General features: G+C 67.3%; 22 protein-coding genes. 3 read left to right on the forward strand and 19 right to left on the reverse strand.

What is annotated here, in order from left to right:
• Window positions 1–2: 2 nt before the first annotated feature.
• The 13 genes from CRT60_RS19830 to CRT60_RS19890 all read right to left on the reverse strand — a co-directional run bounded on the left by CRT60_RS19830 (window position 3) and on the right by CRT60_RS19890 (window position 15,578).
• The gene (locus CRT60_RS19830) at window positions 3–818 is read right to left on the reverse strand and encodes an amidohydrolase family protein (protein WP_098738255.1); all 816 of its coding nucleotides are present in this window, start codon (window positions 816–818) and stop codon (window positions 3–5) included.
• A 4-nt stretch (window positions 819–822) separates the two neighbouring features.
• Window positions 823–1,860 carry an aldo/keto reductase gene (locus CRT60_RS19835; protein WP_098738256.1) on the reverse strand — a complete coding sequence of 346 codons (1,038 nt, stop codon included), beginning with the start codon at window positions 1,858–1,860 and terminating at the stop codon, window positions 823–825.
• Window positions 1,861–1,981: 121 nt separating this feature from the next.
• Window positions 1,982–2,926, reverse strand: a complete 945-nt coding sequence (locus CRT60_RS19840) for an ABC transporter substrate-binding protein (RefSeq protein WP_098738257.1) — start codon at window positions 2,924–2,926, stop codon at window positions 1,982–1,984.
• Between the two features lie 44 nt (window positions 2,927–2,970).
• On the reverse strand, window positions 2,971–4,053 hold the full coding sequence (locus tag CRT60_RS19845; protein ID WP_244592634.1) for an ABC transporter permease: 1,083 nt from the start codon (window positions 4,051–4,053) through the stop codon (window positions 2,971–2,973).
• Window positions 4,050–5,624 carry a sugar ABC transporter ATP-binding protein gene (locus CRT60_RS19850; RefSeq protein ID WP_161958097.1) on the reverse strand — a complete coding sequence of 525 codons (1,575 nt, stop codon included), beginning with the start codon at window positions 5,622–5,624 and terminating at the stop codon, window positions 4,050–4,052. Before CRT60_RS19850 ends, CRT60_RS19845 begins: the two co-directional genes overlap by 4 nt.
• A 131-nt stretch (window positions 5,625–5,755) precedes the next feature.
• The gene (locus CRT60_RS19855) at window positions 5,756–6,601 is read right to left on the reverse strand and encodes a fumarylacetoacetate hydrolase family protein (RefSeq protein WP_098738259.1); all 846 of its coding nucleotides are present in this window, start codon (window positions 6,599–6,601) and stop codon (window positions 5,756–5,758) included.
• Window positions 6,602–6,709: 108 nt separating this feature from the next.
• Entirely contained in the window at window positions 6,710–7,453 is a 744-nt protein-coding gene (locus CRT60_RS19860) for an SDR family oxidoreductase (RefSeq protein ID WP_098738260.1), read from the reverse strand.
• Between the two features lie 147 nt (window positions 7,454–7,600).
• Window positions 7,601–8,416, reverse strand: coding sequence for an IclR family transcriptional regulator (locus tag CRT60_RS19865; RefSeq protein ID WP_244592635.1), 816 nt, complete (start codon window positions 8,414–8,416; stop codon window positions 7,601–7,603).
• A 161-nt stretch (window positions 8,417–8,577) separates the two neighbouring features.
• Entirely contained in the window at window positions 8,578–9,759 is a 1,182-nt protein-coding gene (locus tag CRT60_RS19870; protein ID WP_098738261.1) for a tetratricopeptide repeat protein, read from the reverse strand.
• Window positions 9,760–9,822: 63 nt separating this feature from the next.
• On the reverse strand, window positions 9,823–11,310 hold the full coding sequence (locus CRT60_RS19875) for a mechanosensitive ion channel family protein (protein WP_098738262.1): 1,488 nt from the start codon (window positions 11,308–11,310) through the stop codon (window positions 9,823–9,825).
• Between the two features lie 36 nt (window positions 11,311–11,346).
• Complete coding sequence (locus tag CRT60_RS19880; protein WP_098738263.1) at window positions 11,347–13,296, reverse strand: HAMP domain-containing methyl-accepting chemotaxis protein; 1,950 nt, start codon at window positions 13,294–13,296, stop codon at window positions 11,347–11,349.
• Between the two features lie 28 nt (window positions 13,297–13,324).
• Window positions 13,325–14,704, reverse strand: a complete 1,380-nt coding sequence (locus tag CRT60_RS19885; protein ID WP_098738264.1) for a chemotaxis protein CheW — start codon at window positions 14,702–14,704, stop codon at window positions 13,325–13,327.
• Window positions 14,705–14,723: 19 nt separating this feature from the next.
• Window positions 14,724–15,578: a ligand-gated ion channel gene (locus tag CRT60_RS19890; RefSeq protein WP_244592636.1), complete on the reverse strand. Its 855-nt coding sequence runs from the start codon at window positions 15,576–15,578 to the stop codon at window positions 14,724–14,726.
• Here CRT60_RS19890 and CRT60_RS37170 point away from each other — a divergent pair.
• On the forward strand, window positions 15,577–15,972 hold the full coding sequence (locus tag CRT60_RS37170; RefSeq protein WP_244592637.1) for a hypothetical protein: 396 nt from the start codon (window positions 15,577–15,579) through the stop codon (window positions 15,970–15,972). The genes CRT60_RS19890 and CRT60_RS37170 overlap by 2 nt on opposite strands.
• 404 nt (window positions 15,973–16,376) lie before the next feature.
• Here CRT60_RS37170 and CRT60_RS19895 read toward each other — a convergent pair whose 3' ends face one another.
• The 4 genes from CRT60_RS19895 to CRT60_RS19910 form a co-directional block, all read right to left on the reverse strand.
• Window positions 16,377–17,348: an MlaA family lipoprotein gene (locus CRT60_RS19895; RefSeq protein WP_098738266.1), complete on the reverse strand. Its 972-nt coding sequence runs from the start codon at window positions 17,346–17,348 to the stop codon at window positions 16,377–16,379.
• A gap of 104 nt (window positions 17,349–17,452) precedes the next feature.
• Window positions 17,453–18,379, reverse strand: a complete 927-nt coding sequence (locus tag CRT60_RS19900) for a COG4223 family protein (RefSeq protein ID WP_244592638.1) — start codon at window positions 18,377–18,379, stop codon at window positions 17,453–17,455.
• 92 nt (window positions 18,380–18,471) lie between these two features.
• A complete protein-coding gene (locus CRT60_RS19905) occupies window positions 18,472–20,037 on the reverse strand; it encodes an ATP-binding cassette domain-containing protein (protein ID WP_098738267.1) in 1,566 nt (521 codons plus the stop codon).
• The gene (locus CRT60_RS19910; RefSeq protein WP_098738268.1) at window positions 20,034–21,188 is read right to left on the reverse strand and encodes a hypothetical protein; all 1,155 of its coding nucleotides are present in this window, start codon (window positions 21,186–21,188) and stop codon (window positions 20,034–20,036) included. Before CRT60_RS19910 ends, CRT60_RS19905 begins: the two co-directional genes overlap by 4 nt.
• Before the next feature lie 155 nt (window positions 21,189–21,343).
• On the opposite strand from CRT60_RS19910, the gene CRT60_RS19915 reads away from it, so the two are divergent.
• Together CRT60_RS19915 and CRT60_RS19920 are read left to right on the forward strand one after the other, a co-directional pair.
• Window positions 21,344–21,748, forward strand: a complete 405-nt coding sequence (locus tag CRT60_RS19915; protein ID WP_098738269.1) for a DUF6524 family protein — start codon at window positions 21,344–21,346, stop codon at window positions 21,746–21,748.
• Between the two features lie 24 nt (window positions 21,749–21,772).
• Window positions 21,773–22,177 (forward strand): DUF6524 family protein, encoded by a 405-nt coding sequence (locus CRT60_RS19920; protein ID WP_098738270.1) that lies wholly within the window; start codon window positions 21,773–21,775, stop codon window positions 22,175–22,177.
• Here the strand turns inward: CRT60_RS19920 and CRT60_RS19925 are convergent.
• Both CRT60_RS19925 and CRT60_RS19930 read right to left on the reverse strand, forming a co-directional pair.
• A complete protein-coding gene (locus CRT60_RS19925; RefSeq protein WP_098738271.1) occupies window positions 22,128–22,865 on the reverse strand; it encodes a hypothetical protein in 738 nt (245 codons plus the stop codon). The genes CRT60_RS19920 and CRT60_RS19925 overlap by 50 nt on opposite strands.
• A 52-nt stretch (window positions 22,866–22,917) precedes the next feature.
• Complete coding sequence (locus CRT60_RS19930; RefSeq protein WP_098738272.1) at window positions 22,918–23,349, reverse strand: hypothetical protein; 432 nt, start codon at window positions 23,347–23,349, stop codon at window positions 22,918–22,920.
• Window positions 23,350–23,543: the final 194 nt, after the last annotated feature.

Here is a 23,543-nt window from a genome sequence, read left to right on the forward strand (position 1 = left end):
GATCAGCCCAGCCGGTAGAAGGTTGCGGCATTGCCGCCGAACACCGCGTCATGTGCCGCTGCGGGGACCAGCTGGCGGCACATCTCCAGCCAGCCGGGATAGTCGCCGGCCAGCCGCAGGACCGGCCAGTCGCTGCCCCAGAGCAGCCGGTCGGTGCCGAACAGGGCGATCAGCCGCTCGACATAGGGGCGGATGTCGTCGATCCCGGTGCGCTCGCCCGCTTCGGTCAGCAGGCCGGAGAGCTTGCACCGGACATTGGGCAGGCCTCCGAGGGCGGCCATGTCCTCCGCCCAGCCGGGAGTGCCGCCGTGGGCGATGTCCGTCTTGGCGGCGTGATCGATGACGATGGACAGGGCCGGGTGGCGGCGGGCGAAGCGCAGCAGCGACGGCAGGTGAGGCGGCAGGACCAGCGCGTCGAAACTCAGGCCCCATTCGGCCATCGCGGCGGCTGCCGGATCGATGGCCGGATCGTCCAGCCAGTCGGCGGCTTCGGCCTGCACCATCGGGCGCAGCCCCTTCAGCTTGGGATGGGATGCCAGCGCCTGAACCCGCTGCGGGGCATCCGGCGCCTTCAGGTCGGTCCAGCCGACCACGCCGCGGATGACGCTGTGCCGTTCGGCGAGGTCGAGCATGAAGGCGGTGTCCGCCTCGCTGCACAAGGTCTGCACCAGGATTGTGCCGTCGATGCCGCTCTCCAGCAGCAGAGGCAGCAGGTCGGGCGGCAGGAAATCGCGGTGGATGGGACCGAGCTCCGGCGGCGGCCATTCGCCCCGGCGGGCGGCCATGAGCCAGAAATGCTGGTGGGCGTCGATGCGCATGGGGTCAGGCCTCCGCCGGGACTTGAGCCGGAGTGGGCGCCGCCTCGTCCAGCAGGCCGCGCGACTTCAATGCCTGCCAGAAGGCGGCGGGGATCGGTGTCTGGAGCCAAGCGAGGTTGGTTGCCAGCTGGCCGGCGTTGCGCACCCCGGTGACGCAGGAGGCCACCGCCGGATGGGCGAGCGGGAATTGCAAGGCGGCGGCGGGAAGCTCGACTGCGAACTCGTGGCAGGCGGCGGCGAGCGCCTCCACCCGCGCGACGGTTTCCGGCGGGGCGTCGGCGTAGTTGAACTTGCCGTTGCCGGCGAGGATGCCGGAATTGAACACCCCGGCGGCGACGATCCGCGTGCCGGTGGCGAGGCAGCGCTCCAGGAAGGGCGACAGGCTGGTCTGTTCCAGCAGGGTGTAGCGGCCGGCCAGCATGGTGCAGTCGAGATCGACCTCGTCCATCGCGTCCAGCGCCACCTCCCATTCATTGACGCCGAGGCCGATGGCCGACACCGCGCCGTCGCGACGCAACTCCTCCAGCGCGCGGAAACCGCCGCCGCGGGTCAGCGCGTCCCAGTGATGGGCATGGGCGTCGCCATGCGTGACACGGCCGATGTCGTGGACATAGAGGATGTCGATGCGGGCAAGGCCGAGGCGCTGGAGCGAATCCTCCACCGAGCGCAGGATGCCATCGCGGGAGTAATCATAGACCGGGTGGAAGGGCAGGGGATCGGCCCAGCCGCTGGCATCGACGCCCGATGTCCGCGCGCCGCCGGCATTCGGGCGGATCAGCCGGCCGACCTTGGTCGACAGCACGAACCCGTCGCGCGGCCTGTCGCACAATGCTGCGCCCAGCCGCCGCTCCGACCGGCCATAGCCGTAATAGGGGGCGGTGTCGAAATAGCGGATGCCGGCCTCCCAGGCCGCGGCGACGAGGCGGTCGGCCTCGGCCGGATCGGTCGGTCGGTAGAGCCCGCCCATCTGCGCGCAGCCCAGCCCGATCACCGGGAGCGACAGGCCGGAGCGTGGCAGGGTGCGGCGGTCGGTGAGGTTCATGCGGGACGCCTCAACTGCGGAAACTGGATGGCGGAGAAAATGGCGTGCGCGGCGAGGGACCGGGCGCCGCGCACGCCCAAGGTCAGGAGAAGGGGGGCATGAGAAGAATCTGTGCAACCGCTCAGTACAGAACGTTCTGCGCCTCCGGCGTCGCCAGATTGGCCTTGGTCACCAGCACCACGCCGGTGTCCAGCGCCTTTTCGACCTTCTCGCGCTTGGTCAGCTTGACCGCCGTCTGCACCCCCAGATAGCCCATCTGGTAGGAGCCCTGGACGGCGATTGCCTCCAGCGTGCCGTCCTTGACGAAGCCCTGGAGGTCCTGGTTGCCGTCGAAGCCGACCGCGGCGATGTGGCCGGCCTTGCCGCTCTGGGCCAGCGCGCGGCCCATGCCGATGGCGGTCGGCTCGTTGGCGCCGAAGATGCCCTTCAGGTCGGGGTTGGCGGCCAGCACGTCGGTGGTCTGGTTCAGGGCGGTGGCCATCTGCGACTGGGAATAGAAGGGGCCGACGATCTCCAGTTTGGAATGGTCCTTGATGTATTTGGTGAAGCCGCCGACCCGGCCGATCTCCGATCCCGCACCGGCGACATAGGACATGACGGCGATCTTGCCGCTGGTGCCGACCTTGTCGATCAGCGCCTTGGCGCACAGCTCGCCCGCCTTGACGTTGTCGGTGGACAGCATGGCTTGGTAATACTGCTTGCCGGCGTCCGACACGGGGGAGTCGATCAGCACCACCGGGATCTTGGCCTCCCACGCCTTCTTCAGCACCGGGACCAGCGCGTCGGGGTCGGAGGGAGCCAGCACGATGCCGGCGACCTTCCGGTTCACCGCGTTCTCCACCATGTTGACCTGATCGGCGATGGCCGATTCCGCCGCCGGACCCTGGAAGGTCATGGTGTAGCCGTCCGCCTCCTTCTGGGCGGTGGCGGCACCCTTCTGCACATTCTGCCAGAAGGTGGAGTTCACCGTCTTCACCACCACGGCGATCTCCTTGTCGGCGGCAAGGGCACTGCCGGCGGCGAGAGCGATGGCGGACGCCAGGCAGGCCGAAACGAAGCGCTTCATGGTTTCACTCCCTGTTGGTTTGTTTGCTTTTCGGAAAACGCCGGTCAGCGCCGGTTGCGGATCTGGTCGATCCAGACGGTCAGCAGGATGACCAGACCGATGATGATCTGCTGGGTGAAGGCCGACACGCCGTTCATGTTCAGCCCGTTGCGCAGGATGCCGATCACGAAGGCGCCGATGGCGGTGCCGGAGATCGTCCCCACCCCGCCGATCAGCGAGGTTCCGCCGATGACCGCACTGGCGATGGCGTCCAACTCGTACATCACGCCTTCGTTCGGCTGGGCGGTGACGAGGCGGGACATCAGGACGCAGCCGGTCAGCCCGGCCAGCGTGCCGGACAGCACATAGGTGAACAGGGTGACGCCGGCGACATTGACGCCGGACAGGCGGGCGGCCTCCGCGTTCGATCCGACGGCATAGATGTGGCGGCCCAGCGTGGTGCGGCTCAGCATGATCGCCACGGCGATGGCGATCACCACCATCAGCACCACCGGATAGGGGATGCCGGGGAAGACCACGTCGGGAAAGCCGTCCTCGCCGATGCGGACGATGCGGAACATGGCGCCGTTGCCAAGCTCGCCGAAGGAGTCGCCGAGGCCCGACACGGCGCGCGCGCCGGTGATCTGCAAGGCGACGCCGCGCGCCACCATCATCATGCCCAGCGTGGCGATGAAGGGCGGCAGCTTCAGCCGCGTCACGCACAGCCCGTTCAGCAGGCCGCAGAAGGCGCCGACCAGGATGCCCAGCCCCATGCCGAGCGGCACCGGCGCGCCCGCCTTCACCGCCAGCGCCGCCACCACGCCGGACAGCGCCAGGACGGAGCCGACCGACAGGTCGATGCCGCCGGTGATGATGACGCAGGTCGCGGCGATACCGAGATAGGCGATGGAGGTCACCTGCAAGGCGATGGTCATGCCGTTGCCGACGCTGAGGAAGGCGTCGCTGGTCGCGGAGAAGACGGCGACCAGCACCAGCAGCCCGGCCAGCGCGGCGAATTTCTGGATCAGGTCCTTGCGCCGGTCGTTCATCACCCGGCTGCCTATGGTTTGGGGAGCGTCGCTCACCGGCTGGCGCGGCGTGGCAGCGGACGGCGCGGCGTCGAGGGTCTTGGTGGTGGGATTGCTCATGGCGTTCCGGCTCCCGGCGCCGCCGGGCGGCCATGGCCCGAGGCGAAATGCATGATCTCTTCCTGGCTGGTCGCGCGCGTGTTCAGAACGGCGGTGATCCGGCCTTCATGAAAGACGGCGACGCGGTCGGTCAGGCCGAGGATCTCCGGCAGTTCGGAGCTGATCAGCACCACGCCGATCCCCTCGGCGGCCAGCCGGTCGAGAAGCTGGTAGATGGCGAACTTGGCGCCGACATCGATGCCGCGCGTCGGCTCGTCGAAGAACAGGATGCGCGACTGGCGGAACAGCCACTTGGCGATGACGATCTTCTGCTGGTTGCCGCCCGACAGCAGGCGCGCCACCTGATGCGGCGACGGCGTGCGGATCGACAGCATCTGGATGTAGCGCCACGCCGCCTGCTCTTCCGCCTTGCGGTCGATGAAGCCCAGCGCGTTGGACACCGCCGCCATGTTGGCCATCGTCAAATTCTGGGTGACCGACATCTTGACCGCCAGCCCGTGGCTCTTGCGGTCCTCCGACAGATAGGCGATGCCGTGGGCGATGGCGTCGCGCGGGGTCTTCACCGCGATCTCGCCGCCGCCGAGCCGGATGGTTCCGGCATCCAGCGGGTCGGCGCCGAAGATCGCCCGCGCCACCTCGGTGCGGCCGGCCCCCATCAGGCCGGCGAATCCCAGGATCTCACCGCGTCTGAGATCGAAGCCGACATCATGGAAGACGCCGCGGCGGGTCAGCCCGCACACCTCCATCAACACGTCCTCGGTGGGAACGGAGGTGCGCTCCGGGAATTTGTCGTCGAGAGAGCGGCCAACCATCAGTGCGACGATCTCGTCGACGCAGGTGTCGGCGAAGGCGCGGGTGTCGACGAAGCGGCCGTCGCGCAGAACCGTGACCCGGTCGACGATCAGCGCCATCTCGTCCAGCCGGTGGGAGATGTAGACGATCCCAACCCCCTGCTCCTTCAATTCCCGGATCACCTGAAACAGCAGGGCGGTTTCGGATTCGGTGAGGGATGAGGTCGGCTCGTCCATGATGACGATCTCGGCGTTGAGCGACAGCGCCTTGGCGATCTCCACCATCTGGCACTGGGCGACCGACAGCGACTTCACCGGGGCGTCGGGGCGGATGTCGACGCCGAGCCGGTCGAGGCAGGCCTGGGCCTGCCGGCGCAGCGCCGCGCGGTCGATGAACCAGCCGCGTTTCGGCTCGCGCGCCAGGAAGATGTTCTCCGCCACGCTCAGATGCGGGACGAGATTCAGTTCCTGGTGGATGATGGCGATGCCTGCCCGCTCGGCGTCGAGCGAGGAGGCGAAGCGCCGGACCTCGCCCTTGTAGGCGATGCTGCCCTCGTCTGGCTGGTACTGGCCGCTGATGATCTTCATCAGCGTCGATTTGCCGGCCCCGTTCTCGCCGCACAGCGCATGGACCTCGCCGCGCCGCAGGTCGAAGCAGACGCCGTCCAGCGCCAGCACGCCGGGAAACCGCTTGGTGATGCCGTCCAGCCGCAGCAGCTCGGTCCCCGCCATTGCTGCGGGGAACCGGCCGGGGGCCGTGTCGAGCGACGCTTGCTGCATGGCACCTCCCCATCGGGTGTGGCCCATCCGGTGCGGTCCCTCGTTCCGGGGCGCGCCGTCCGGTTGCTTTGTCGAGCAAACTGCTGATCCTGCCGGCCGCGCCGTCGGTCGGCGCGCGGCCGGGGAAGGCCTTACTCCGCCGCGTACACCTGCTGGCGCTGGCGGCCGAGGCCCTGGATCTCAAGCTCGATCCGGTCGCCCGGCTTCAGATAGGTCGGCGGTTTCAGCCCCAGCCCGACGCCCGGCGGGGTGCCGGTGGAGATGACGTCGCCCGGATGCAGGCTCATGAACTGCGACAGGTAGGAGACGACGTGGGCGACGCCATAGACCATCGTCCGGGTCGAGCCGTTCTGGTAACGGTGGCCGTTGACCTCCAGCCACATGTCCAGCGCCTGCGGGTCGGGCACCTCGTCCTTCGTCACCAGCCAGGGGCCGATGGGTCCGAAGGTGTCGCAGCTCTTGCCCTTGGTCCACTGGCCCTGGCGTTCGATCTGGAATTCGCGTTCCGACAGGTCGTTGACGACGCAATAGCCGGCGACATGGTCCAGCGCCTCGGCCTCCGACACATATTTCGCCGTCTTGCCGATGACGACGCCGAGTTCGACCTCCCAGTCGGTCTTGGTCGAACCGCGCGGGATCTCCACCGGGTCGTCCGGACCCTGGATGGTGGAGGTCGCCTTCATGAAGATCACCGGCTCCGACGGGACGGCCGCCCCGGTTTCCGCCGCATGGTCGGAGTAATTGAGACCGATGCAGACGAACTTGCCGGTGCCGGCCACGCAAGGACCCAGCCGGGTGGAGGCATCGACCAGCGGCAGGCTGTCCACCGGCAAGGCCGCGATCTCCGCCAGACCCTCCGGCAGCAGCCAGCGGCCGGCGATGTCGCCGACATGGGCGGACAGGTCGCGGATACGCCCCTGGGCATCCAGCAGTCCCGGCTTCTCGGCCCCCCGCGGGCCATGGCGCAGAAGCTTCATCGAGCGTTTCCCCAGATTTCTCGTTCAGGAATTTCTTGTCGTTTTCGCGGCCCGGCCAAAGATGCCCCTGCCGGTCGGATCCTTGGCGGCCAGATGCCCGGCCTTCAGTCAGGTATTCGTCCAGCCGCCGTCGATGGCGATGGCCTGCCCGGTCATGAAGGAGGAGTCGTCGGACGCGAGGTAGACGGCGAGCTTCGCCACCTCCTCCGCCGTGCCCAGGCGGCCCATCGGCTGGCGTGCGATGAAGGCGGCGCGCGCGGTGTCGTAATCGCCGAGCGCCCGCATGCGGTCGTGCAGCGACGGGCTGTCCACCGTACCGGGGCAGATGGCGTTGACGCGGATTCCGCGGGTGACGTAGTCGGCGGCGACCGATTTGGTCAGGCCGATCACTGCGGCCTTGGTGGTGCCGTAGATGAAGCGGTTGGGCGCCCCGATGATCGACGAGGCGACGGACGACATGTTGACGATCGATCCGCCGCCGGCCTCCAGCATTCCAGGCAGGAAGGCGCGGATCATCCGGTACATCGACCGGACATTCAGCGTGACGGCGAAGTCGAAGGCGTCTTCGTCGCACTCCAGCACCGTGCCGGCATGAACGAAGCCGGCGCAGTTGAACAGGACCGACGGAGCCGGCACCTCCGCGGCGAAGGCGCGGATCGCCGCCGGATCGCAGACGTCCAGGCGGCGGGTGACGATGCCGGGAGTGCCCGACAGTTCCACCAGCAGCCCGTCATTGATGTCGGTCGCGACCACGCTGGCGCCTTCCTCCGCGAAGGCGAGTGCGGCGGCGCGGCCCATTCCCTGTGCCGCGGCGGTGACGATGGCGGTCTTGCCCTGCAATCTGGCGGTCATGGCGGTGTGTTCTCCCCAGGCGTTGTTCCCTAAGGCGCGATGTCGGGCGCGGTTGCGGAGCCGCCGGTCGCATCGCTGCTGCCACAATCCGCAGCGCGGATCGCATGTTTTATATACACATCGTCATTGCGCCTGTAAATCAATCCGTCAGTCCAACGAAAAGATTTCCGAGATACGCCGGCTGGCTTCGTCCAGGGCGGCCAGGATCTCCGCCGGTTCCTTCGGAACCTGCCGGGTGCGCAGATAGGGGCAGGTCAGGGCGGCGACGGCGCCGCCCTCCCGCCGGTCGATCACCGGACAGGAGAGATCGACCACCGCTTCGGTGATGCCGCTGGGGCGGGCGACATGGCCGGCGGCGCGGATGGCATCCAGCGCGCGGTCCAGCGCATCGAGGTCGATCCACGGATCCTCCCGCCGCAGCTCTTCATACAGGCCGTGGCGGCGGCGGGCGCCGATGAAGGCCATCAGGCAATGGCCGGACCCGGTCAGCACCAGGGGCTGGCGGTAGCCGATGCGGACGGTGAAGCCGATGTGGCTGGTGCTTTCCACCCGCGCCACCACAGCGATCTGCGTGCCGGACATCACGGCGAGATGACAGGAATAGCCGGTCTTCTCGGCGAAGGCGTTCATGAAGGGCAGGGCGATTTCGATCAGCGATCGGTTGACCGGCCGGTTCATTCCCAGGCGGAACAGCCGGTCGGTGACGCGGAAGCGGTCGTCGCCCTCCAACCGCTCAATATAGCCGCGCTGCGCCAGGACCGAAACCATGCGGAAGATTTCGCCCTTGGTCCGTCCCACGCCGTCGCCGATCTGCTGCAACGACTGGGGATCGCGGCACTCGGACAGGAATTCCAGGATGTCCAACCCCTTTTCCAGCGCCGGGGCGGAGTATCGCCGTTCGCGGTCCGGTGTGTCAGGCAGATCGGCGGACATGTCGGGTGGGTCGGCGTCGGTTCCGGTCATGGTGGCGTCCCCTCATTTGCCGGTGCGGCTTCGTTTTACCTATGATTCTCCCGCTTCGCCGGAAAAACAATCGCGGACTTGCGCGCCGCCGCTCTCTCAAAGAAACGGGAGCCCCGGCGAACCGAGACTCCCGCCTTGCGCAATCAGCGCACCCCGTTCCCTCACTTGACGGTGGTGGACACCTTGACCGGCGTCGGCTGTGCCGCCGAAGGCTTGGCCAGATCCTGGCGCAGATCGCTGGGCCTCAGCGGTTCGCCCTTGCGCCAGGAGATGTGGTAGTAGAGGCTCGCGACCTCCGGGTAGGTTTCGAAATTGTCGAGGTTCGCGCGGGCCTTCGCCTGGTTGCGCTGTGCGCACACCACGTCTCCCCGCTCCGTGCACAGTTCGGCACGCAGCGACGGCACCAGGGCGCTGGTCGGGTCCCAATATTCGGCATCGTCGAGCGCCGCGATCGCCTGATCGTAGCGGCCCGTCGCCATGAAGGCGCCGGCCCGCACCAGATCCCCGGCGGCGAGCAGCGTGTAGGCGCGCTGATAGCGGGCGGACTCCATCGCCGGCTTCAGATAGGTTTCCACCGACTTCTCGTCGTCCTTCACCAGCATGACGAAGGCGCGATTCACGCGGGGGAACAGCAGGGCCGGGTCGGTCTGGTCGGCTTCCTCGAACAGGCGGGCGGCCTCGTCGGGCTTCTGCTTGTGAAGGGCGACGATGCCCGCCATGTTCAGGATGCTGGCCCGTTCCCTGTAGTAGGTCTTCGAGGCGTAGGTCTTCAGCTCGCGCGCGATCAGCTCGTCCACCTCGGTGTAGTCGTGCTGGCGGTCGGCGTTCTGGAGCGCGTAGACCACCGTCACGTAGGGGGCGAGATGCTCCATCACCTCCTGTGCGGCGCGGCCCATCATGTCGGGCAGCGACTCTCCATCCTTGCGCTTGACGATCACCGGGAAGGGCGGCTCGTCCGGGTCGCGCACCATGGCGACGAGCTGGAGCTTGCCCTCCTTCTCGTCCTTGGCGAAGCTGCCGTTCACCGTCGCCGTCTTCATGCCGAAGGTGTGCTGGACGGCGGCGGTCATGTCCTCCAGCTTCAGCGTCTTGGCCAGGACCGCCCCCATGGTCTTGGCCTTGGTCGAGCGCACGCTCGGGCTGCCGTAATAGGACTTGGTATCGCCGATCTCCTGCATCTTGGCGATGAACATGTCCTCCATCACGTCGCCCCGGGCGGTTCCCTTGGACAGATCGTCGGACATGTACAGGCTGACGGCGACGCTGTCGGCATGCAGGACGGCATCGGTCGAGATGATGCCGAAGGCGGCCATGAAGGCGACCGCGAGCGAAATGGGATCCATGGTGTCACCTCTTCTCTGGCGTTTTCGTTGATATTGTCCGGCGGGGCCGGTTGCCCGGTGGTTTCAGCCGGTGTTCGCGACCGGGCCGATGCCTGAGCTCTGCCGCCCGGCAGGGGCGGGAAACAGGTGCCGCATCTGCCGCAGGGTGTCGGCGACCCGCTCCTCGTCCTCGTCGGAGCGGTTGGGGGGGCCACCGACGAGGTTGCGGGCCACGCGTTCCATCGTGCCGGCACCGGCGCCGAACAGGGCTTGCAGGGCGTCGGGGCCGAATTCGCACAGCAGGACCGCCGTGCGGCAGCGCACGGTGCTGCCATGGGCTTCGCCGCGCAGGATGGCGGGATCGAACAGGTCGCCGGGGCGCAGCGTCGCCGGCAGCGGATCGCGGACCGATCTGCGCCCGGCATCCGCCGACAGCAGCCCCTCCAGCACGAGATAGAGCGAGGTCCCGGCCTCTCCCGCCTGGATCGCCACCTGACCGGCCGGCAGTTCCCGCATCGCCGCGTGGGAGGCCAGCAGGCGCAGCGGCGCATCTCCCACCCCGCGGAAAAGGGCGGTGGCGCGCAGCAGGGCGGTCAAGGCGGCGGTATCGGGGCCGGCGCCCCCGGCCTGCCGGAACGCGCCGTCCGCAGCGGATGGGCCCTCCGTCAGGACGGTCGCGGTCTCCAGCCCGGCGAAGGCGAGATGGGTCAGCACCGTCTGAAGGATCGCCGGCGACGCGTTGCCCAGATGACGCCATTCCGCCTTGTAGAAGACGGCGTATTCGACGCCCTCCAGCCGGATCGCCTTGACCTCGACCCAGGGAACCGGCGTGTCGGGGCCGGCAAGTCCGGTCATCGCCTCCAGCGCCGCCGCCTGGAGGATGCGGGTGGCGCGGGCGAGCGGCACGCGGGCGTCGAGCGTCAGGGTCACGAAGCGGAAGCTGTTGGCTTCCGGCTGGCTGAAGTTGGTGATGGTGAAGGCGCTGAACTTGCTGTTGGGGAAGATCACCAGATCGCCCATGAAGTCGCGCACGCGGGTGGTGCGCCAGCTGATCTCCAGCACCTGGCCGCTGATCTTGCTGTCGCCCGACCGGTGGATCTGGATGTATTCGCCGATGCGGATCGCACGGTCGATGTTGAGCGCGATGCCGGCGAACACGTCCTGCAGCAGCTCGCGCAGGGCCATGCCGAGCACGAGGCCGGCCACGCCGGACGCCGCCCACAGCACCGTCAGATCCTGTTCGAACACGATGCCGGCGCAGGCGGACACGGCGATGCCGAAGATCACCAGGCCGGACATCTGGCTCAGCAGCTTCGGCACCGGCGACCCGGTGGCCGACGCGACGATGCCGTCGAAGATCACATACTGGACGATCCGCTGCACCAGCACGGCCAACGACAGGAAGGCGGCAACGCCGAGCACGTATTTCAGCACGCGGCGCGTGCTGTCCATCGCGGCCAGCCCGAAGCCCTGGAAGCTGTCGCCCCCGAGATAGAAGCCGAACAGCACCACCAGCGTGATGACGAACGGCGCGGTCAGTTTGCCGGCCGCGCGGCGCAACCCTTCCTTCATGGCGTTTCCGTTGCCTCCTCTCCGGTGCGGCTGTGGTCAGGCGGTGCGGATGCGGGCGGTTTCCGCCTTCAGGCGCTGGGCCATGTCGGTCAGCGACGCCATGGTGGCGGAGATCTCCTCCGCAGCGCCGGCCGTCGCCTGCCCGGTCATGGAAAGCTGCTCGACCCGGTCCTTCAGCAGGCTGGCCATGGCGTTCTGCTCGTCGATGGCGGCGGCGATGGACTGGGCGGTGGAACCGCTGTCGCGCGACGCCTCGACGATGCGTCCGATCGCGTCCGCCGCCTCGCCGGCGGCCCGCACGCCGGTTTCCACCCCCGCCGACGCCTCGCGCACCAGCGTGCCGATGTCGCGGGTGGCGGCGGTGACATCCTCGGCCAGCGACGAGATCTTGGCGGCGATCAGGCCGAAGCCGCGGCCGCTTTCTCCTGCCCGGACCGCTTCCAGCCCGGCGTTGAGCGCCAGCACATAGGTCTTGTCGGCGATCCCGGCGATCAGCGCGCTGATCCGTTCGATCCCCGCCGTCCGGTCGGCGATGCCGTCGACCGCCCGGCTGAGCGAGATCAGCGTCCGCTGCCCGTCCTCGGCAAGGTCGGCTGTGCCGCGCGCCAGGGTGCTGCCGCGTTCGGCGTTGCGGGCGATCTCGCCGATGGCGGCGGCGGTCTGCTCGATGGCGCCCGACACGTCGGTCAGCGTCATCATCTGGTTGGCCGCCTGACGCGACACGTCGATGGCCGCCGCCGCCGTCTCCGTCGCCGACGTGGCGACCTGCTCGGTGGAGCCGTTCACCGCGCGCAGCACGGCGGCGAGCTGTTCGACCGCGCGGTTCAGGTTGTTCTTGATGGCCGCGAAGTCGCCCTGGTGCGCGCCGTCGACGGTCCGGGTCACATCGCCCTGGGCCAGCGCCCCGGCGAAGCCCGAGATCTCGTCGAGCAGCAGGGCCAGCGCGTCGATGCTGCGGTTGACGTTGCCCTTCAGCGCCCGCAGATCGCCGTCATAGGAGCCGGTCATGCGGCCGCGGATGTCGCCGGAGGACAGCCGCGCCATCACCGACGCCACCTCGAACAGCGGGGTGGTCAGCACCTCCACCAGTTCGTTGGCGCCACGCACCAGGACGGCGAACTCGCCGGCATGGCGTTCCGGCTCCACGCGCACGGACAGGGCGCCGCCGCGGGCCGCCTCGATCAGGTCGCGCAGGTCGCCGGCCACCGCCTTCAGCGTCGCGGCGATGCCTGCGGTGGCACGCAGCATATGGCCGATCTCGTCCCGGCGGCCGTCGTCGGCGACGGTGCCGGTCAGATCGCCGCGCGCCATGCGGTCGATCACGTCGCGGGCCTGGCCGAGCGGCACGGTGATCGAGCGGATGATCGCCACCCCGAGCGCCGCCCCGACCAGCACCGCACCGATCAGCAGCCCGATGGTCCGGCGGACCGTGAGGTCGTACAGGGCATCGTTCTCTTGGTAGACCGACTTGGCGACCGTCAGCTGCAACTCGATCAGCGCCGACATCGCGTCGGACACCGGCTCGATTGCCGGATACAGCTCGTCGATGACGAAGCGGTCGAGCCGTTCCGAGCGGCCGGCAGCGAGGATCCCGCGCAGCCGGTCGGCCGCGCGGTCGGCGTCGGCCATCAGCGGTTCGGCTTTCGCCACCAGCGCCTTTTCCTCGTCGACCAGATAGGTTGCCAGGTAGCCACGCCATTTTTCGCGGATTCCGGCGCGGGCGGCATCGATGGCGGAAAGCGCGGTCTCGGCGGGCACATTGCCGTTCCGGGCCTTGTGCGCCATATCGACGATGTTGACCGCATAGAGGTCGGCGATCACCTTCAGATCGCGCAGCGGCACCACCCGGTCATTGTAAACCGTGTCGAGCGCGTCGTTTCCCATCTTCATGCCATGCAGGGCGAGAAGGCCGATGATGGCGGTGAAGCCATTGAGGACGACCACCAGGACCGCCAGCTTCTTGCCGATTTTCAGGTTCTTGAACATTGCGCCAGGGCACTCCTGCAGGGTCCGCTCACCAATTCGAAAGCCAGCCGGCGAATGACGCCCGCATGGCCGTCCGCACGACATCTCCGGGGTCCGCACGCCACGGGCGGCGGAAGCCGTCGGGCCGCACCAGACATTCCAGGACCGGCGTGCCGTCCGACGGTTTCCCGGCCGCCGCCGGACGGACCGCGCCGGCCAGCACGGCCATCGCATGGGGCAGCGGCGGCGGCGCATGCCAGCCGAAGCCGCCATCCACCGCTTCGATCCGTCCCGTCAGCAGGGCGATGGGACGCCGGCCGTCGCGCTTCAGAACCACGCAGCCGGACGGCCCGGCCGTGCCCCCGAACGCCGTGTCGATGTCGAAGGCGGGGATCGATCCGGAGCGGCGCGACCGGTGGAGGTCGCCGGGGCAGGGCATCCCCCTCACCTCCCGCACCATGGCAGCCGGTGCGGCCAGGATCACGGGGCCGGCGGCCATCGCGACATGGCTGTGGCCCGACGAAGGCGCGGGCAGGGGCCGGACGGCCGTGCAGACCGCCTCGCGTACCGCCAACCGCTCTATCGGCAGGAACCCGCCCGCCCCCGGATGAACGACCTGGATCGGGCGGTTGCCCGCATCGTCCCGCCACCACAGGGAGGTTTCTCCATCGGCATCGACGGCCACCAGTTCCCGGCGTGGCAGGCTGTGCAGGCCGAACAGTTCGGCGACCGTCAGGGCGATGGTCCCGTCGGCCGTGCGCAGGCGCAATGCCCAGCTGTCATCCTCCGGCGACCCGCCACCGATCCAGGAGGCAAGGGAGTGGGCCGGCAGCAGGTCGCCGTCCAGCATCACCACCTGACGGGGAGCGATGCCATGCGCGGTCAGAAGACCGTCCGGACGGCCGACACTGTCGACCAGCGTCGCGGGGATGGCGACGCGCTGTCCGCCACCGGCGACCAGCAGCACGTCCAGCTCTTCGGTCTCCCGGTCCATATGGCCCGGTGCCGGCTGTGCCGGCTGCGGCCCGCAGGGGGCGAGCCCGCCGAGCAGATCGTCCGGATCGATGGAGAGGACAGGGCCGGGGGACGGCTCCGCCATGCTCCCGCCGGCGGTCTTCACCTCCTCGACCCGCAGCGACAGCGGCCCTGCCGCGTGCTCCAGTTGCAGGCTCCATCGCCCGGCACCCGGTCGCCCGCCGTTCCGGTCTCCCAGGTCGATCTGCGCCGCGGCCACGCCGTGGCTGAAGACCACGCCTTCGTAGCCGGGCGGAGCGAACGGCACCGGTGCGGCGGAAACCGCCAGATCGACGGCCGCCACCTGGCTTGCCGGCACTGCGAGGTGCCGCCCGGCGGCGAGAGCGGTCACCGTTGCCGTCCGAACGGCTGGCAGCAGCGCCGTCGGGCCGGTAATCGGGAGCGGGGCGCTCATCGTCGTCTCCACCGTTCCGTCAGGCGGCCGAGGCGACGGCATAGCCGTTGACGCCGATGTATCCGGCGAAGGTCGCCAGACACAGCACCAGATTGGCGATGCGGGCGAAGCGTGGCGCACGCTTGTGCGTCAGCTGCATCAGGACGACGGCGAGCGCCGCCAGCAGGATGGAGGCGAAGGTCGTGCTGACGATCACATCGGCGAGCGTGAAGGTGGAGGCCGGCGGCAGATAGCCGTCCAGCGCGTATTTGTTGCCGACCGCGGCGAACACCGCAGCGGCGCACAGGCCGATCCGCGATCCCGCCATCGAGTCGAAATCGAGGAAGAAGGTGAGCAGCGCCAGCAGGAACGCGACGCCGAAGCCGACGAACAGGCTGCACAGCAGGCGGACGCCCTGGCGCTTCACCGTGATGGTCGCCACCACCCGCGAATAGACGCTGTCCTCCGACAGGGTGGGATCGCCGTAGGAGGTGTTGTAGGTCACGTCCTGGGCCGAGAGGTCGAAGCCCTCGATGGTCCAGCCCGGCACGGTCGCGGCGGGATCGATGCGGCTGTTCTTGCCGTCGGCGACGAAGCGGATGCGGCCGGTGTCGGATTGGCCGTCCTCGACCATGATCACCAGCTTCTGCCGGTCGAACGGGAAGCGGGTGATCTCCCAATCCTCCGCCAGCACGGCGCCATGCTTTTCCTGATGCCAGCGGATCCCCTTGCTGGTGTCGAGCGAGGCGAATTTCACGCTGTCCGACTTCGCGTTCGCGACTTCGACCGTTGCATGCGGATCGTATTCGGGATTGTCGTGCAGGTACCAAAGCCAGAACGACGCGTAGTAGGACCGCTTCGACATGTCGAAATCGAGCAGCTGGGTCAGGTACATGCCCACCTTCACCTCCGTCGGCCCGTCCGGCCGTGCCGGTGCGGCGGAAGGCGGCGTTGCGCCGTCGGCGGTTGGCGGCGGCGAGGCGGCTGTGCCGGGCGGAGCGCCGGTTTCGGCGGGCGGGGCTTCGGTTGCCGCCCAGGACGGCAAGGCGAACTGGGCAAGGGCGATGAGCAGCAGCGCGGTCAGAATCGCACCGGCCCGTCCGTTCCGCCGGCCGCATGCCTCACCGCTTCTGCTGTCGCGGCATCGATCGTTCCGACCCGATGCCATGATTGTTGGCTCTGTCACAGCGCGTCCTCTCCCTCAGGGCATCTTTTTTCAGCGTGCGGAGAAATTTTCGAATGAGATCGCCAATAATAAATTTCGAGATGAAAGAGATAATCTTCGGTGAAAAATAAAAATCTTGTAGGGTATTCATTTGTCCGCGCAAAAATTGCTTAAGTGGTTAAACGACTATTGGGGAAATTTTATTTATAAAAGAGTGGTTGAGTCAATTCGGACAACCCCTATCGGTCTTCCAATCTTCAGTTTTAAATTATTTATGAAGTTCAATTTGATAAGTGAGAATTTTAAAAAAGTGTAGAATTGCCTGTATTCCAAGTAGCGCTGTGGCTATTCGGCGATGGCGGCTGCTGCTGCCCAATATAGTTATGTAAAGTCTTGAGTGGAATTTTCGGGGCTGATGGAAAGGTCTTTCAGAAGCTGATCGACCTTGCAGCCTTGAAAACCGCAGCAACTTGTCGGGGGGGAGGCGAAAGAGCGGTGGGGCGGTTGCTCTTCGACGCGCGCAGCCGCTTATCGGGTGGCGACCGCGTATGCCCGCTGCACGGAAAGTCCCTTGCGTGGACCTGGGCGGTCGTCTTCGGGGAAGGCCATCTCGGGTGACGGGCGCCCCCGGCCCGGCAGCGTCCGGTCGAGCGAGGGGGGAGCGGAAACCGGCCCCTTGGCGGGCGGTGTCTCGATCGGCTGGGCGCAGCGTTCCCGCCGCTGCTTCAAATAGGCCACGCGGGTGGCATCGTAGTCCGGCAGGCGGATCTTTTTCGCTTCGATGTCGAATTGCCGGGTCGCCGTGATGTCCGCCACCACTTCAACGGACTCGGCGATGACGATGGTCTGCAAGCTGGCGCCGGTGCCGGCTGCCACGCCCGCGAAGGTCCAAAGCACGGCGTTCATCAGGACGATGTCGGCAATTGCGTCGCGACCGGTGCGCGGACCGATGAAGGGCAGGACCACATAACCCATCTCACCCACGCCGGAGCGGCAGAGGCTGAGGCCGAGGTCGGTGTGGGTCGGGGTGAATCCCCATTGGCTCGCGGTGTCGTAATAGCCGAGAACGCCCACCGTGCTGTTGATGCCGAAACGCTCCACCGACCGCCATGCGTTGCCGAACTCGCCGATCATCGTGCTGGTGACGGCGGTCAGCGGCTCGTTCACCAGATTGGTGACGACGTTCTGCACGCTTCCGGCCGCCGGATCCGGCGGTGCGGCCGGCGCTCCGCCCCGCATCCAGCCGCCCACCGCGTCGAAGCCGTCGTAAAGATGCCGATTGAAATCGAAGACGGCGCGGCTGTAGCTGTCGAGCCAGCCGCCTTGTTCGGCAGCATCCTTGGCCGTCGCGGCCGTGGCGGCCGGCGGTGCCACGGCCGGCGCGGCGGTGCCCTGGGACGACGCTGCCGTCGCAGGGCTGGCGCAGGCAGCCGAAGCGGTCCAGAGCGACGCGGCGATCACCGAGCCGAGCAGGCGGGACACGAGAAGGTCGCAACTCATCCAGCCATACCTTGCCAGCCATATTTTGCCAGTTGGACCGCGACGGCGGGAGCGTGAACTCACCGCCCGTGCATGGGCCCCGCATGGATCCCGATGCAGTCTTGTCAGGATTTCGGAGACATCCGGCCAGCCGCCGTCACCACCATCTCGGCGATGCGGTCGACCGCCTGGTTCGCCGCGATCCGCGCCCGTGCATCCTCCATCCAGGCGCGGGCCGGCGACGTGGAGCCGAGGTCGATGGCGCTCAGCTGCGCCATGGCGGCCGGCAGATTGCCTTCGGCCAGCAGCGCCTGGGCCTGCTCGGCAATCGTCACCGGCCGGATCGCCTCAGGTTCGACCGCGACCGGTGTCCAGCCGGTGACGTTGGACAGCCACTTGATCGGCGTCGGCCGGGGGTCGGTGCGCCCCGCAGCCTCGGTGACCGTCGCAAAATCCTGGCGGAGCTGGCTTTCCACCGGAATGCCGTTTGCGGCATAGGCCTCCACCGAGGCCAGCAGCGGCTCCAGCTCCTCCATCTTGCCGCCAAGGGCACGGACGGCCTTCAGTTCCGCATCGAAGGGAACCGGCCGGCGCAAGGTCGCGCGCAGCTGCAGGAGCGCCACCATCCGGATTCTGGCATCGGCATTGGCAAGCACCGCATTGGCCGACAGGCCCTGTTCGGTCGTCCTGACCAGTGTTGCCGACAGATCGCTGACCTTGCGGTCCAGCTCGGCGACGGACCGGGCGAGACGGCCGGTTTCGACCTCCTGCCGCGCCTGCCATTCCAGTCCGGCCGGCTGAAGCCGGAGAAGCCGGTAGAGCGGCGGCGACCAGTAGGGGGCGGACACCGTGGCGACCAGCGCCGCGATGGACAGGATCAGCGGCAGCGACGTGTTTCGCCCGTCCGAAGCCGGCGCCTTCAAAGGCGGCAGGTCGGGCGGGGGCGACGGCGGCAACGCCTGGCCGGCGGATTGCCAGGGTTCCGGTTGGCTGGCCGCGGTCTTGGCATCCTGTGCCGCGGCCCGCTGTTCGATGTCCGCATCCGTGATCATGATCCGCTTCCCCGTTTCACGGCGTCCATTCACCGTAATGTTACCCCAAAAGAGTTCCCGCGCTATCGGGAAATATCCGAAGGGGAGGTGTGTCAGAGTGTCAGAATTGAAATGATGGCGTGGACCAGCAGGGTCAGAGTCACCCCGACAATGATCGAACGTGCAATCGCCGCATTTATTTCAAGAACCGATTCTTTCTTTCCGCATCCGATAACAATCGCCGCGCCGCCGGCAAGCAGTGAACTGAGCGCCACCTTCAAAAGAACCCAGACCATGCTGAAGGAGGGATGCAGGCCGTCGGGCAGCAGCTTGCGGAAGAAATGGCTGCGCCACAGCTCGAAGCTCTGCATCGGGAACTGGACGTGCCAGGTCTGCATCGACGCCCAGCTCGCCATGCCCAGCGAGATGACCAGCAGGATCAGCGATCCCACCACCATGTTGATGAGGATGGCCGAAAAGATGTAGCCGCGCGCGGTGATGCGCAGGTTCTGCATGGCGCTGAACTGCGACGACAGGACCCGGTTCCCGATGTCGGCGGCGATGATGGCGTTGTTGCGCGCCACGAACAGGATGCTGCTGATCAGCGGAACCGCCACGGTGCCCTGGACCAGCCCCAGCCCGACCAGCGTCTCGTCATGCAGAAGGGATTTCAGATAGCCGCCGAAGGAGTTGTAGTGGAAGCCGAACCACATCGACACGAAGCCCATGATCAGGGCGCCGGCTCCCATATAGATCAGCATCAGCGGCGAGACGCACAGCTCCCAGAAATATTCGGCGAGATAGCGCAGGAACCAGTGGAAGCGGGAGCGGTGGCCGATCTCCTGCCGCCAGTCCCGACCCTTGCCGGCGCCCCGCAGAATTCCGACCTCAACCAAGCCAGTTTCGGCCAGGCCGGTTTCTGTAAGCCCGGCCTGACTGCCATTGGGAGGGGCGCTTTCGTCCAAGGCCAGCAGGGCAGCCTCGATGGCTTCGGCATCGCGCGGCACCTCGACCAGCCGGTGGTTGCGCGTATCGAACAGCAGCACGCGGTCGGCCACCGGAAGCAGATCCTTGACGTGGTGGGCGACCACCAGCGCCGGCTTGTTCATCGTCCGGCACAGGTCGCGGATCAGCTCGCCCAGCCGCCGCGCCATCGCGACGTCCAGGCCCGAGTTCGGCTCGTCGAACAGCAGGACCGGCCGGTCGGCCAGCAGGGTGCGGGCGATGGCCAGGCGCTGGCGCTGCCCGCCGCTGCAGGAGCTGACGGTCTGGGTCGGCTCGATGCCGTCCAGCAGGGCGGTGGCGTCGGCGATCAGTACGGAATCCGGCCGGTGCGCCGCATGGTCGGCGGCGATGCGCAGATTCTCGACGGCGCTCAGATCGTTGAACAGCGCATGGTCCTGGAAGACGATGCCGCCGACCGCACTGCGCTCCGTCGCCAGATCCATCGGCTGTCCGCCGCAATGCAGGCGTCCCGACACCCGCCATTCGCCGGGGCCGTTCTCCAGAAGACCGCCGAGCAGCTTGACGATGGTGGATTTGCCGGATCCGCTCGGCCCGACCAGCAGCACCACCTCCGCGGGGTCGATGGCGAAGCTGGTTTGGCGCAGCAGCGGCTGGCCGTTCGGCCGGTCGATGGTCAAGCCGTCGATGACGAGGGCATGGGAAGTCTGGGTCATTGCGGCACGGCATGCAGGAGGATGCGGGGCGAGTAGCGGTCGAGCGTGAGGATGTCCTCGCGCTGGCGGGCGCTCATCATGACGATGAGCGGACCGCCGCGGCCGGTCAGGAAGCCTTGGAAGGTGTGGGCGGCAAGCGCGTTGAGATCGGCGCCGGCCTGGACGCCGAACAGCAGGTCGGGGGCGAGCCGGGCCAGATCGCCGGCCGGGCCGGAAACCGGCTTCAGATAGGCGGCCAGCCGGGGATCGTTCACCATCCGGCCGGCGACGTCGCGCAGGCGCTGCTGATGGGCCAGCGCATCGACGACATTTCCGGCGAAGGTCTTCAGGAAGGCCTTCGCCTGCCAGCTGTCGGCAAGCTGCCGTGCCGCGCGGTTGACCAGCCCGGCCTCCCGCGCTTCGCGCAGGACGGCGTCGATGGCCTGATCGACGGGGGCGAGATCCCAGGACTGGCTGCGGAACGGATCGAGCGCCATGCCGACATTGGCGCCGATCAGGCTCCACACCAGCGGCTCGACCTGCTTCATCGCGATGGCCTTCAGGTCGCGGCCGACGATGTCGTGCAGCATCGGCTCGGCGCTGCGCAGGAACTCCTCGTAGGTGGCGCGGGTCGACGGAGCCCGCCAGGCCTCCTCTATCGCCATCCGGCCGATCTCCTGCAAGGCGTCGCGGTATTCGCCGGTGAACTCCGGCGATTCGAAGATGCCGTCCATGGCGGTGCGCAGCCCGCGCCCCACCTCCTCGATGCCGTGCCACAGCCGGGCCCGCTCCTCGTCCGTGGCGAGCAGCCAGAGGACGCGGAACTCGGTGTTGAACATCAGCGCCTCGCTGCCGTGGATCAGCCGCGGGTCGGACGGATCGAACAGCGTGATGTCGACCCGTCCGTCCGGCTGGAGCAGGCCGGTGCCGCTGCGCATGGTCGCGTGGTCCGGCTGCATCAGGAAGACCGGCACCGGAATGGGCGCCGCGGCGGGCGCGGCAACGGAGGCCGCCGGCATTCCGTCCATCGGGGCGGCAAGCTCATAGCTGACGGTGGCGTCGGCATGGCGGGTCGGCAGCGTCGTCCAGCCCGCCGACAGGAAGAGGGCGCCGAGAGCCAGGCTTGCGGCGATGGCGGCGGGCTTGCCGAAAAGGGCGTTCACGGGCGTCATGTCAGCCGATCCATCGCGATGCGTCATTCCGGCACGGGGAGGGGGATGGGGAAACGGTGCGGCAATTGCGGGATCTTCCCGACATTGACCGGGCAATGGGGGCGGCGTACGGTTTCCGGACGGGAAAAACCGAAAATTTGTGCAGAGCCGCCGCCATGATGACGACAGCGGGTTTCATCGTCCGGATCATTTTCGCGGTCCTGCTGGTCTTCGGCATCTACAACCCGTCCGGCTATTCCTATTACGACTGGCTCGTCGGCGATCTGGGGCACTGGACGGTCAAGCTGTTCGGCGCGTCGGTGCTGGCCTTCCTGCTTTTCATCCATGCGCAGGCCACATGGCGGTCGATGAAGCTGATCGGCATTCTGCTGGTGCTTTCGGTCGTGTCGTCGTTCGGCTGGGTCCTGTGGGATTTCGGCGTGATCGATCTGGCCGATCCCACCACCCGTTCGCTTGGCCTGTTGAGCACCGTCGCCATCGTGCTGGGAGCCGGGCAATCCTGGTCGCTCGTGCGCTATCGCCTGAGCGGTCAGGTCGATTCCCAAAACCTGATCGCCTGATCGCCTGACCGGCCGGATGACGCCATGAAGAGCTTCGGCTACCTGATCCGCACCGTGACCTGCTTCCTCCTGCTGTTCGCCACCTGGAACCCGACCGGCTATTCCTATGCCGCCTGGCTCGGAACCGACGACGGCAGCCGCCTGTCGGTGAAGATCGCCGTCGGCCTGCTGCTTCTCGCCCTCTATGCCGCCTATCTGCGGATCGCCTGGGTCGCGCTGCGCCTGCCGGGGATTCTCACCGCGGCGACGATCCTCTACAGCGGCTATCTGTCGCTGCGGCACCTCGGCGTGTTCGCCGCCGATGCGCCGTTGTGGAGCAGCTATCTGGCGCTGGTGCTGGCGGGGCTGGTGCTGGCGTCCGGTGTGTGCTGGTCGCATTTCAAACGCCGAATTTCCGGCCAGTCGCACGTCCTGACCCCTCCGCCCTGACCCGTTTCCGCCTGCTGTTGCCGGTTTCGCCGCTGACCGGCGCGCCCAGCGGCAGCATGGATTTGGGCGCACGGAAATGGCGCTGCTTCTGGAACAGGCCCAGCGTGTTGTAGCGGTACTCCTGCATGACCAGCACCGCGACCGCCAGAGCCCAGAAATTCAGGCGGTTGAGCAGCCAGAGGCCGAGAAGCATGGCGTAGAGGGTCGCGACCGACGCCAGCGCCGCCAGCGTCAGATCCATCGCCAGGGTCAGCAGGGCCACGCGCCAGTAGGTCCGGTAGAAGCCCCATGCCCCCCGTCCGGCCAGCAAGGCAAAGGCGAAGCCGACGACCAGGGTCAGGTTGAGGCGGTCGTCCCGCTCGGCCAGCCACGCCGCCAGCCGGTCTGGAGCCTCGGCCAGCGTGTCGAGGACCAGCGCCTCGAATGCCGATGGATCGAGGGCCCAGGGACCGTCGACGCCGAACAGCAGATCTGCATTCAGGCCGCCGCCTGGAAGTGGCGTGGTCATGATGAAGCAGATGCCGATCAGGAACCCGCACAGTTCGACGATGCCGGCGCGGCCGGCGCCGTACGCATGCCAGTGCCGTGCGGTGTCGAACAGCGCCCGGTAGACGATCAGCGGTGCCGCGATCAGAAGTGTCCCGATAAGGATGACGGTTCCCGACGCGAACAGCTCTAGGATATCCATGGGCGTCGCTCCCCGTCGCGGGCCTCTGCCTTTCAGGTGTTCAGGGCAGGTATCAGGTTTCGATCTTGCGATACCAGCGCTTGGTCGGGATCAGCCCGGCCCGCTTCGGCTGCCATCCGTTGTCGGTCATGATGCGCTTGATGTGGCGCCGCGCCTCTTCCTCGCTGATGCTGTCGTTGGAAAAATCGCGCAGGATCGATGCGGTCTGGTTGAACTGCTTCTTGCCGATCTTTCCCTTCTTCCCGGCGTGCTTGTCCAGCACCTGCCGGATCCGACGATCGGTTTCGCTTTCGAAAACGAGATCGTAATCGTCGGCAACACAACGCATGACACCGCGTGCTTCCTCCAGTGTCAGGCCGCAACGGACAACCCCATCCTCCAGGATCCGTCGCTCGGTTTCGCGCTCGATATACTTGCTTGAAATCCCGTTCAGCTTGACCAGATCGGCGAATTTACGGCGGCAATCCTCGACTGCTTCGGTCATTTGAAATCCAACCCATTGCGTTGCCAAGTCTACATCGCACCCTGCGAACGAATAGAGCGTCCGCCTGTCCCCACGGTCTCATCGGGCCTTCCCGCCATGCGCAGAGAGCGCATCGGGCGGCAATTTTTGCGTACCTCTTCAGGAAAGCGCGTGCAACATAGTCTCACCGTCTGATTCTTTCCACAATAGACACG

The sequence above is a fragment of the Azospirillum palustre genome (genome assembly GCF_002573965.1).
Classification (GTDB): domain Bacteria; phylum Pseudomonadota; class Alphaproteobacteria; order Azospirillales; family Azospirillaceae; genus Azospirillum; species Azospirillum palustre.

What these genes read in the sequence shown, in the direction of transcription:
- CRT60_RS19905 (WP_098738267.1), bottom strand. Translation starts at nt 20,037, where the DNA reads ATGACCCAGACTTCCCATGCCCTCGTCATCGACGGCTTGACCATCGAC.
- CRT60_RS19915 (WP_098738269.1), top strand. Translation starts at nt 21,344, where the DNA reads ATGATGACGACAGCGGGTTTCATCGTCCGGATCATTTTCGCGGTCCTG.
- CRT60_RS19910 (WP_098738268.1), bottom strand. Translation starts at nt 21,188, where the DNA reads ATGACGCCCGTGAACGCCCTTTTCGGCAAGCCCGCCGCCATCGCCGCA.
- CRT60_RS19850 (WP_161958097.1), bottom strand. Translation starts at nt 5,624, where the DNA reads ATGCAGCAAGCGTCGCTCGACACGGCCCCCGGCCGGTTCCCCGCAGCA.
- CRT60_RS19855 (WP_098738259.1), bottom strand. Translation starts at nt 6,601, where the DNA reads ATGAAGCTTCTGCGCCATGGCCCGCGGGGGGCCGAGAAGCCGGGACTG.
- CRT60_RS19880 (WP_098738263.1), bottom strand. Translation starts at nt 13,296, where the DNA reads ATGTTCAAGAACCTGAAAATCGGCAAGAAGCTGGCGGTCCTGGTGGTC.
- CRT60_RS19920 (WP_098738270.1), top strand. Translation starts at nt 21,773, where the DNA reads ATGAAGAGCTTCGGCTACCTGATCCGCACCGTGACCTGCTTCCTCCTG.
- CRT60_RS19865 (WP_244592635.1), bottom strand. Translation starts at nt 8,416, where the DNA reads ATGACCGGAACCGACGCCGACCCACCCGACATGTCCGCCGATCTGCCT.
- CRT60_RS19895 (WP_098738266.1), bottom strand. Translation starts at nt 17,348, where the DNA reads ATGAGTTGCGACCTTCTCGTGTCCCGCCTGCTCGGCTCGGTGATCGCC.
- CRT60_RS19930 (WP_098738272.1), bottom strand. Translation starts at nt 23,349, where the DNA reads ATGACCGAAGCAGTCGAGGATTGCCGCCGTAAATTCGCCGATCTGGTC.
- CRT60_RS19925 (WP_098738271.1), bottom strand. Translation starts at nt 22,865, where the DNA reads ATGGATATCCTAGAGCTGTTCGCGTCGGGAACCGTCATCCTTATCGGG.
- CRT60_RS19835 (WP_098738256.1), bottom strand. Translation starts at nt 1,860, where the DNA reads ATGAACCTCACCGACCGCCGCACCCTGCCACGCTCCGGCCTGTCGCTC.
- CRT60_RS19870 (WP_098738261.1), bottom strand. Translation starts at nt 9,759, where the DNA reads ATGGATCCCATTTCGCTCGCGGTCGCCTTCATGGCCGCCTTCGGCATC.
- CRT60_RS19885 (WP_098738264.1), bottom strand. Translation starts at nt 14,704, where the DNA reads ATGAGCGCCCCGCTCCCGATTACCGGCCCGACGGCGCTGCTGCCAGCC.
- CRT60_RS19830 (WP_098738255.1), bottom strand. Translation starts at nt 818, where the DNA reads ATGCGCATCGACGCCCACCAGCATTTCTGGCTCATGGCCGCCCGCCGG.
- CRT60_RS19860 (WP_098738260.1), bottom strand. Translation starts at nt 7,453, where the DNA reads ATGACCGCCAGATTGCAGGGCAAGACCGCCATCGTCACCGCCGCGGCA.
- CRT60_RS37170 (WP_244592637.1), top strand. Translation starts at nt 15,577, where the DNA reads ATGCCCACCTTCACCTCCGTCGGCCCGTCCGGCCGTGCCGGTGCGGCG.
- CRT60_RS19900 (WP_244592638.1), bottom strand. Translation starts at nt 18,379, where the DNA reads ATGATCACGGATGCGGACATCGAACAGCGGGCCGCGGCACAGGATGCC.
- CRT60_RS19840 (WP_098738257.1), bottom strand. Translation starts at nt 2,926, where the DNA reads ATGAAGCGCTTCGTTTCGGCCTGCCTGGCGTCCGCCATCGCTCTCGCC.
- CRT60_RS19845 (WP_244592634.1), bottom strand. Translation starts at nt 4,053, where the DNA reads ATGAGCAATCCCACCACCAAGACCCTCGACGCCGCGCCGTCCGCTGCC.
- CRT60_RS19875 (WP_098738262.1), bottom strand. Translation starts at nt 11,310, where the DNA reads ATGAAGGAAGGGTTGCGCCGCGCGGCCGGCAAACTGACCGCGCCGTTC.
- CRT60_RS19890 (WP_244592636.1), bottom strand. Translation starts at nt 15,578, where the DNA reads ATGTACCTGACCCAGCTGCTCGATTTCGACATGTCGAAGCGGTCCTAC.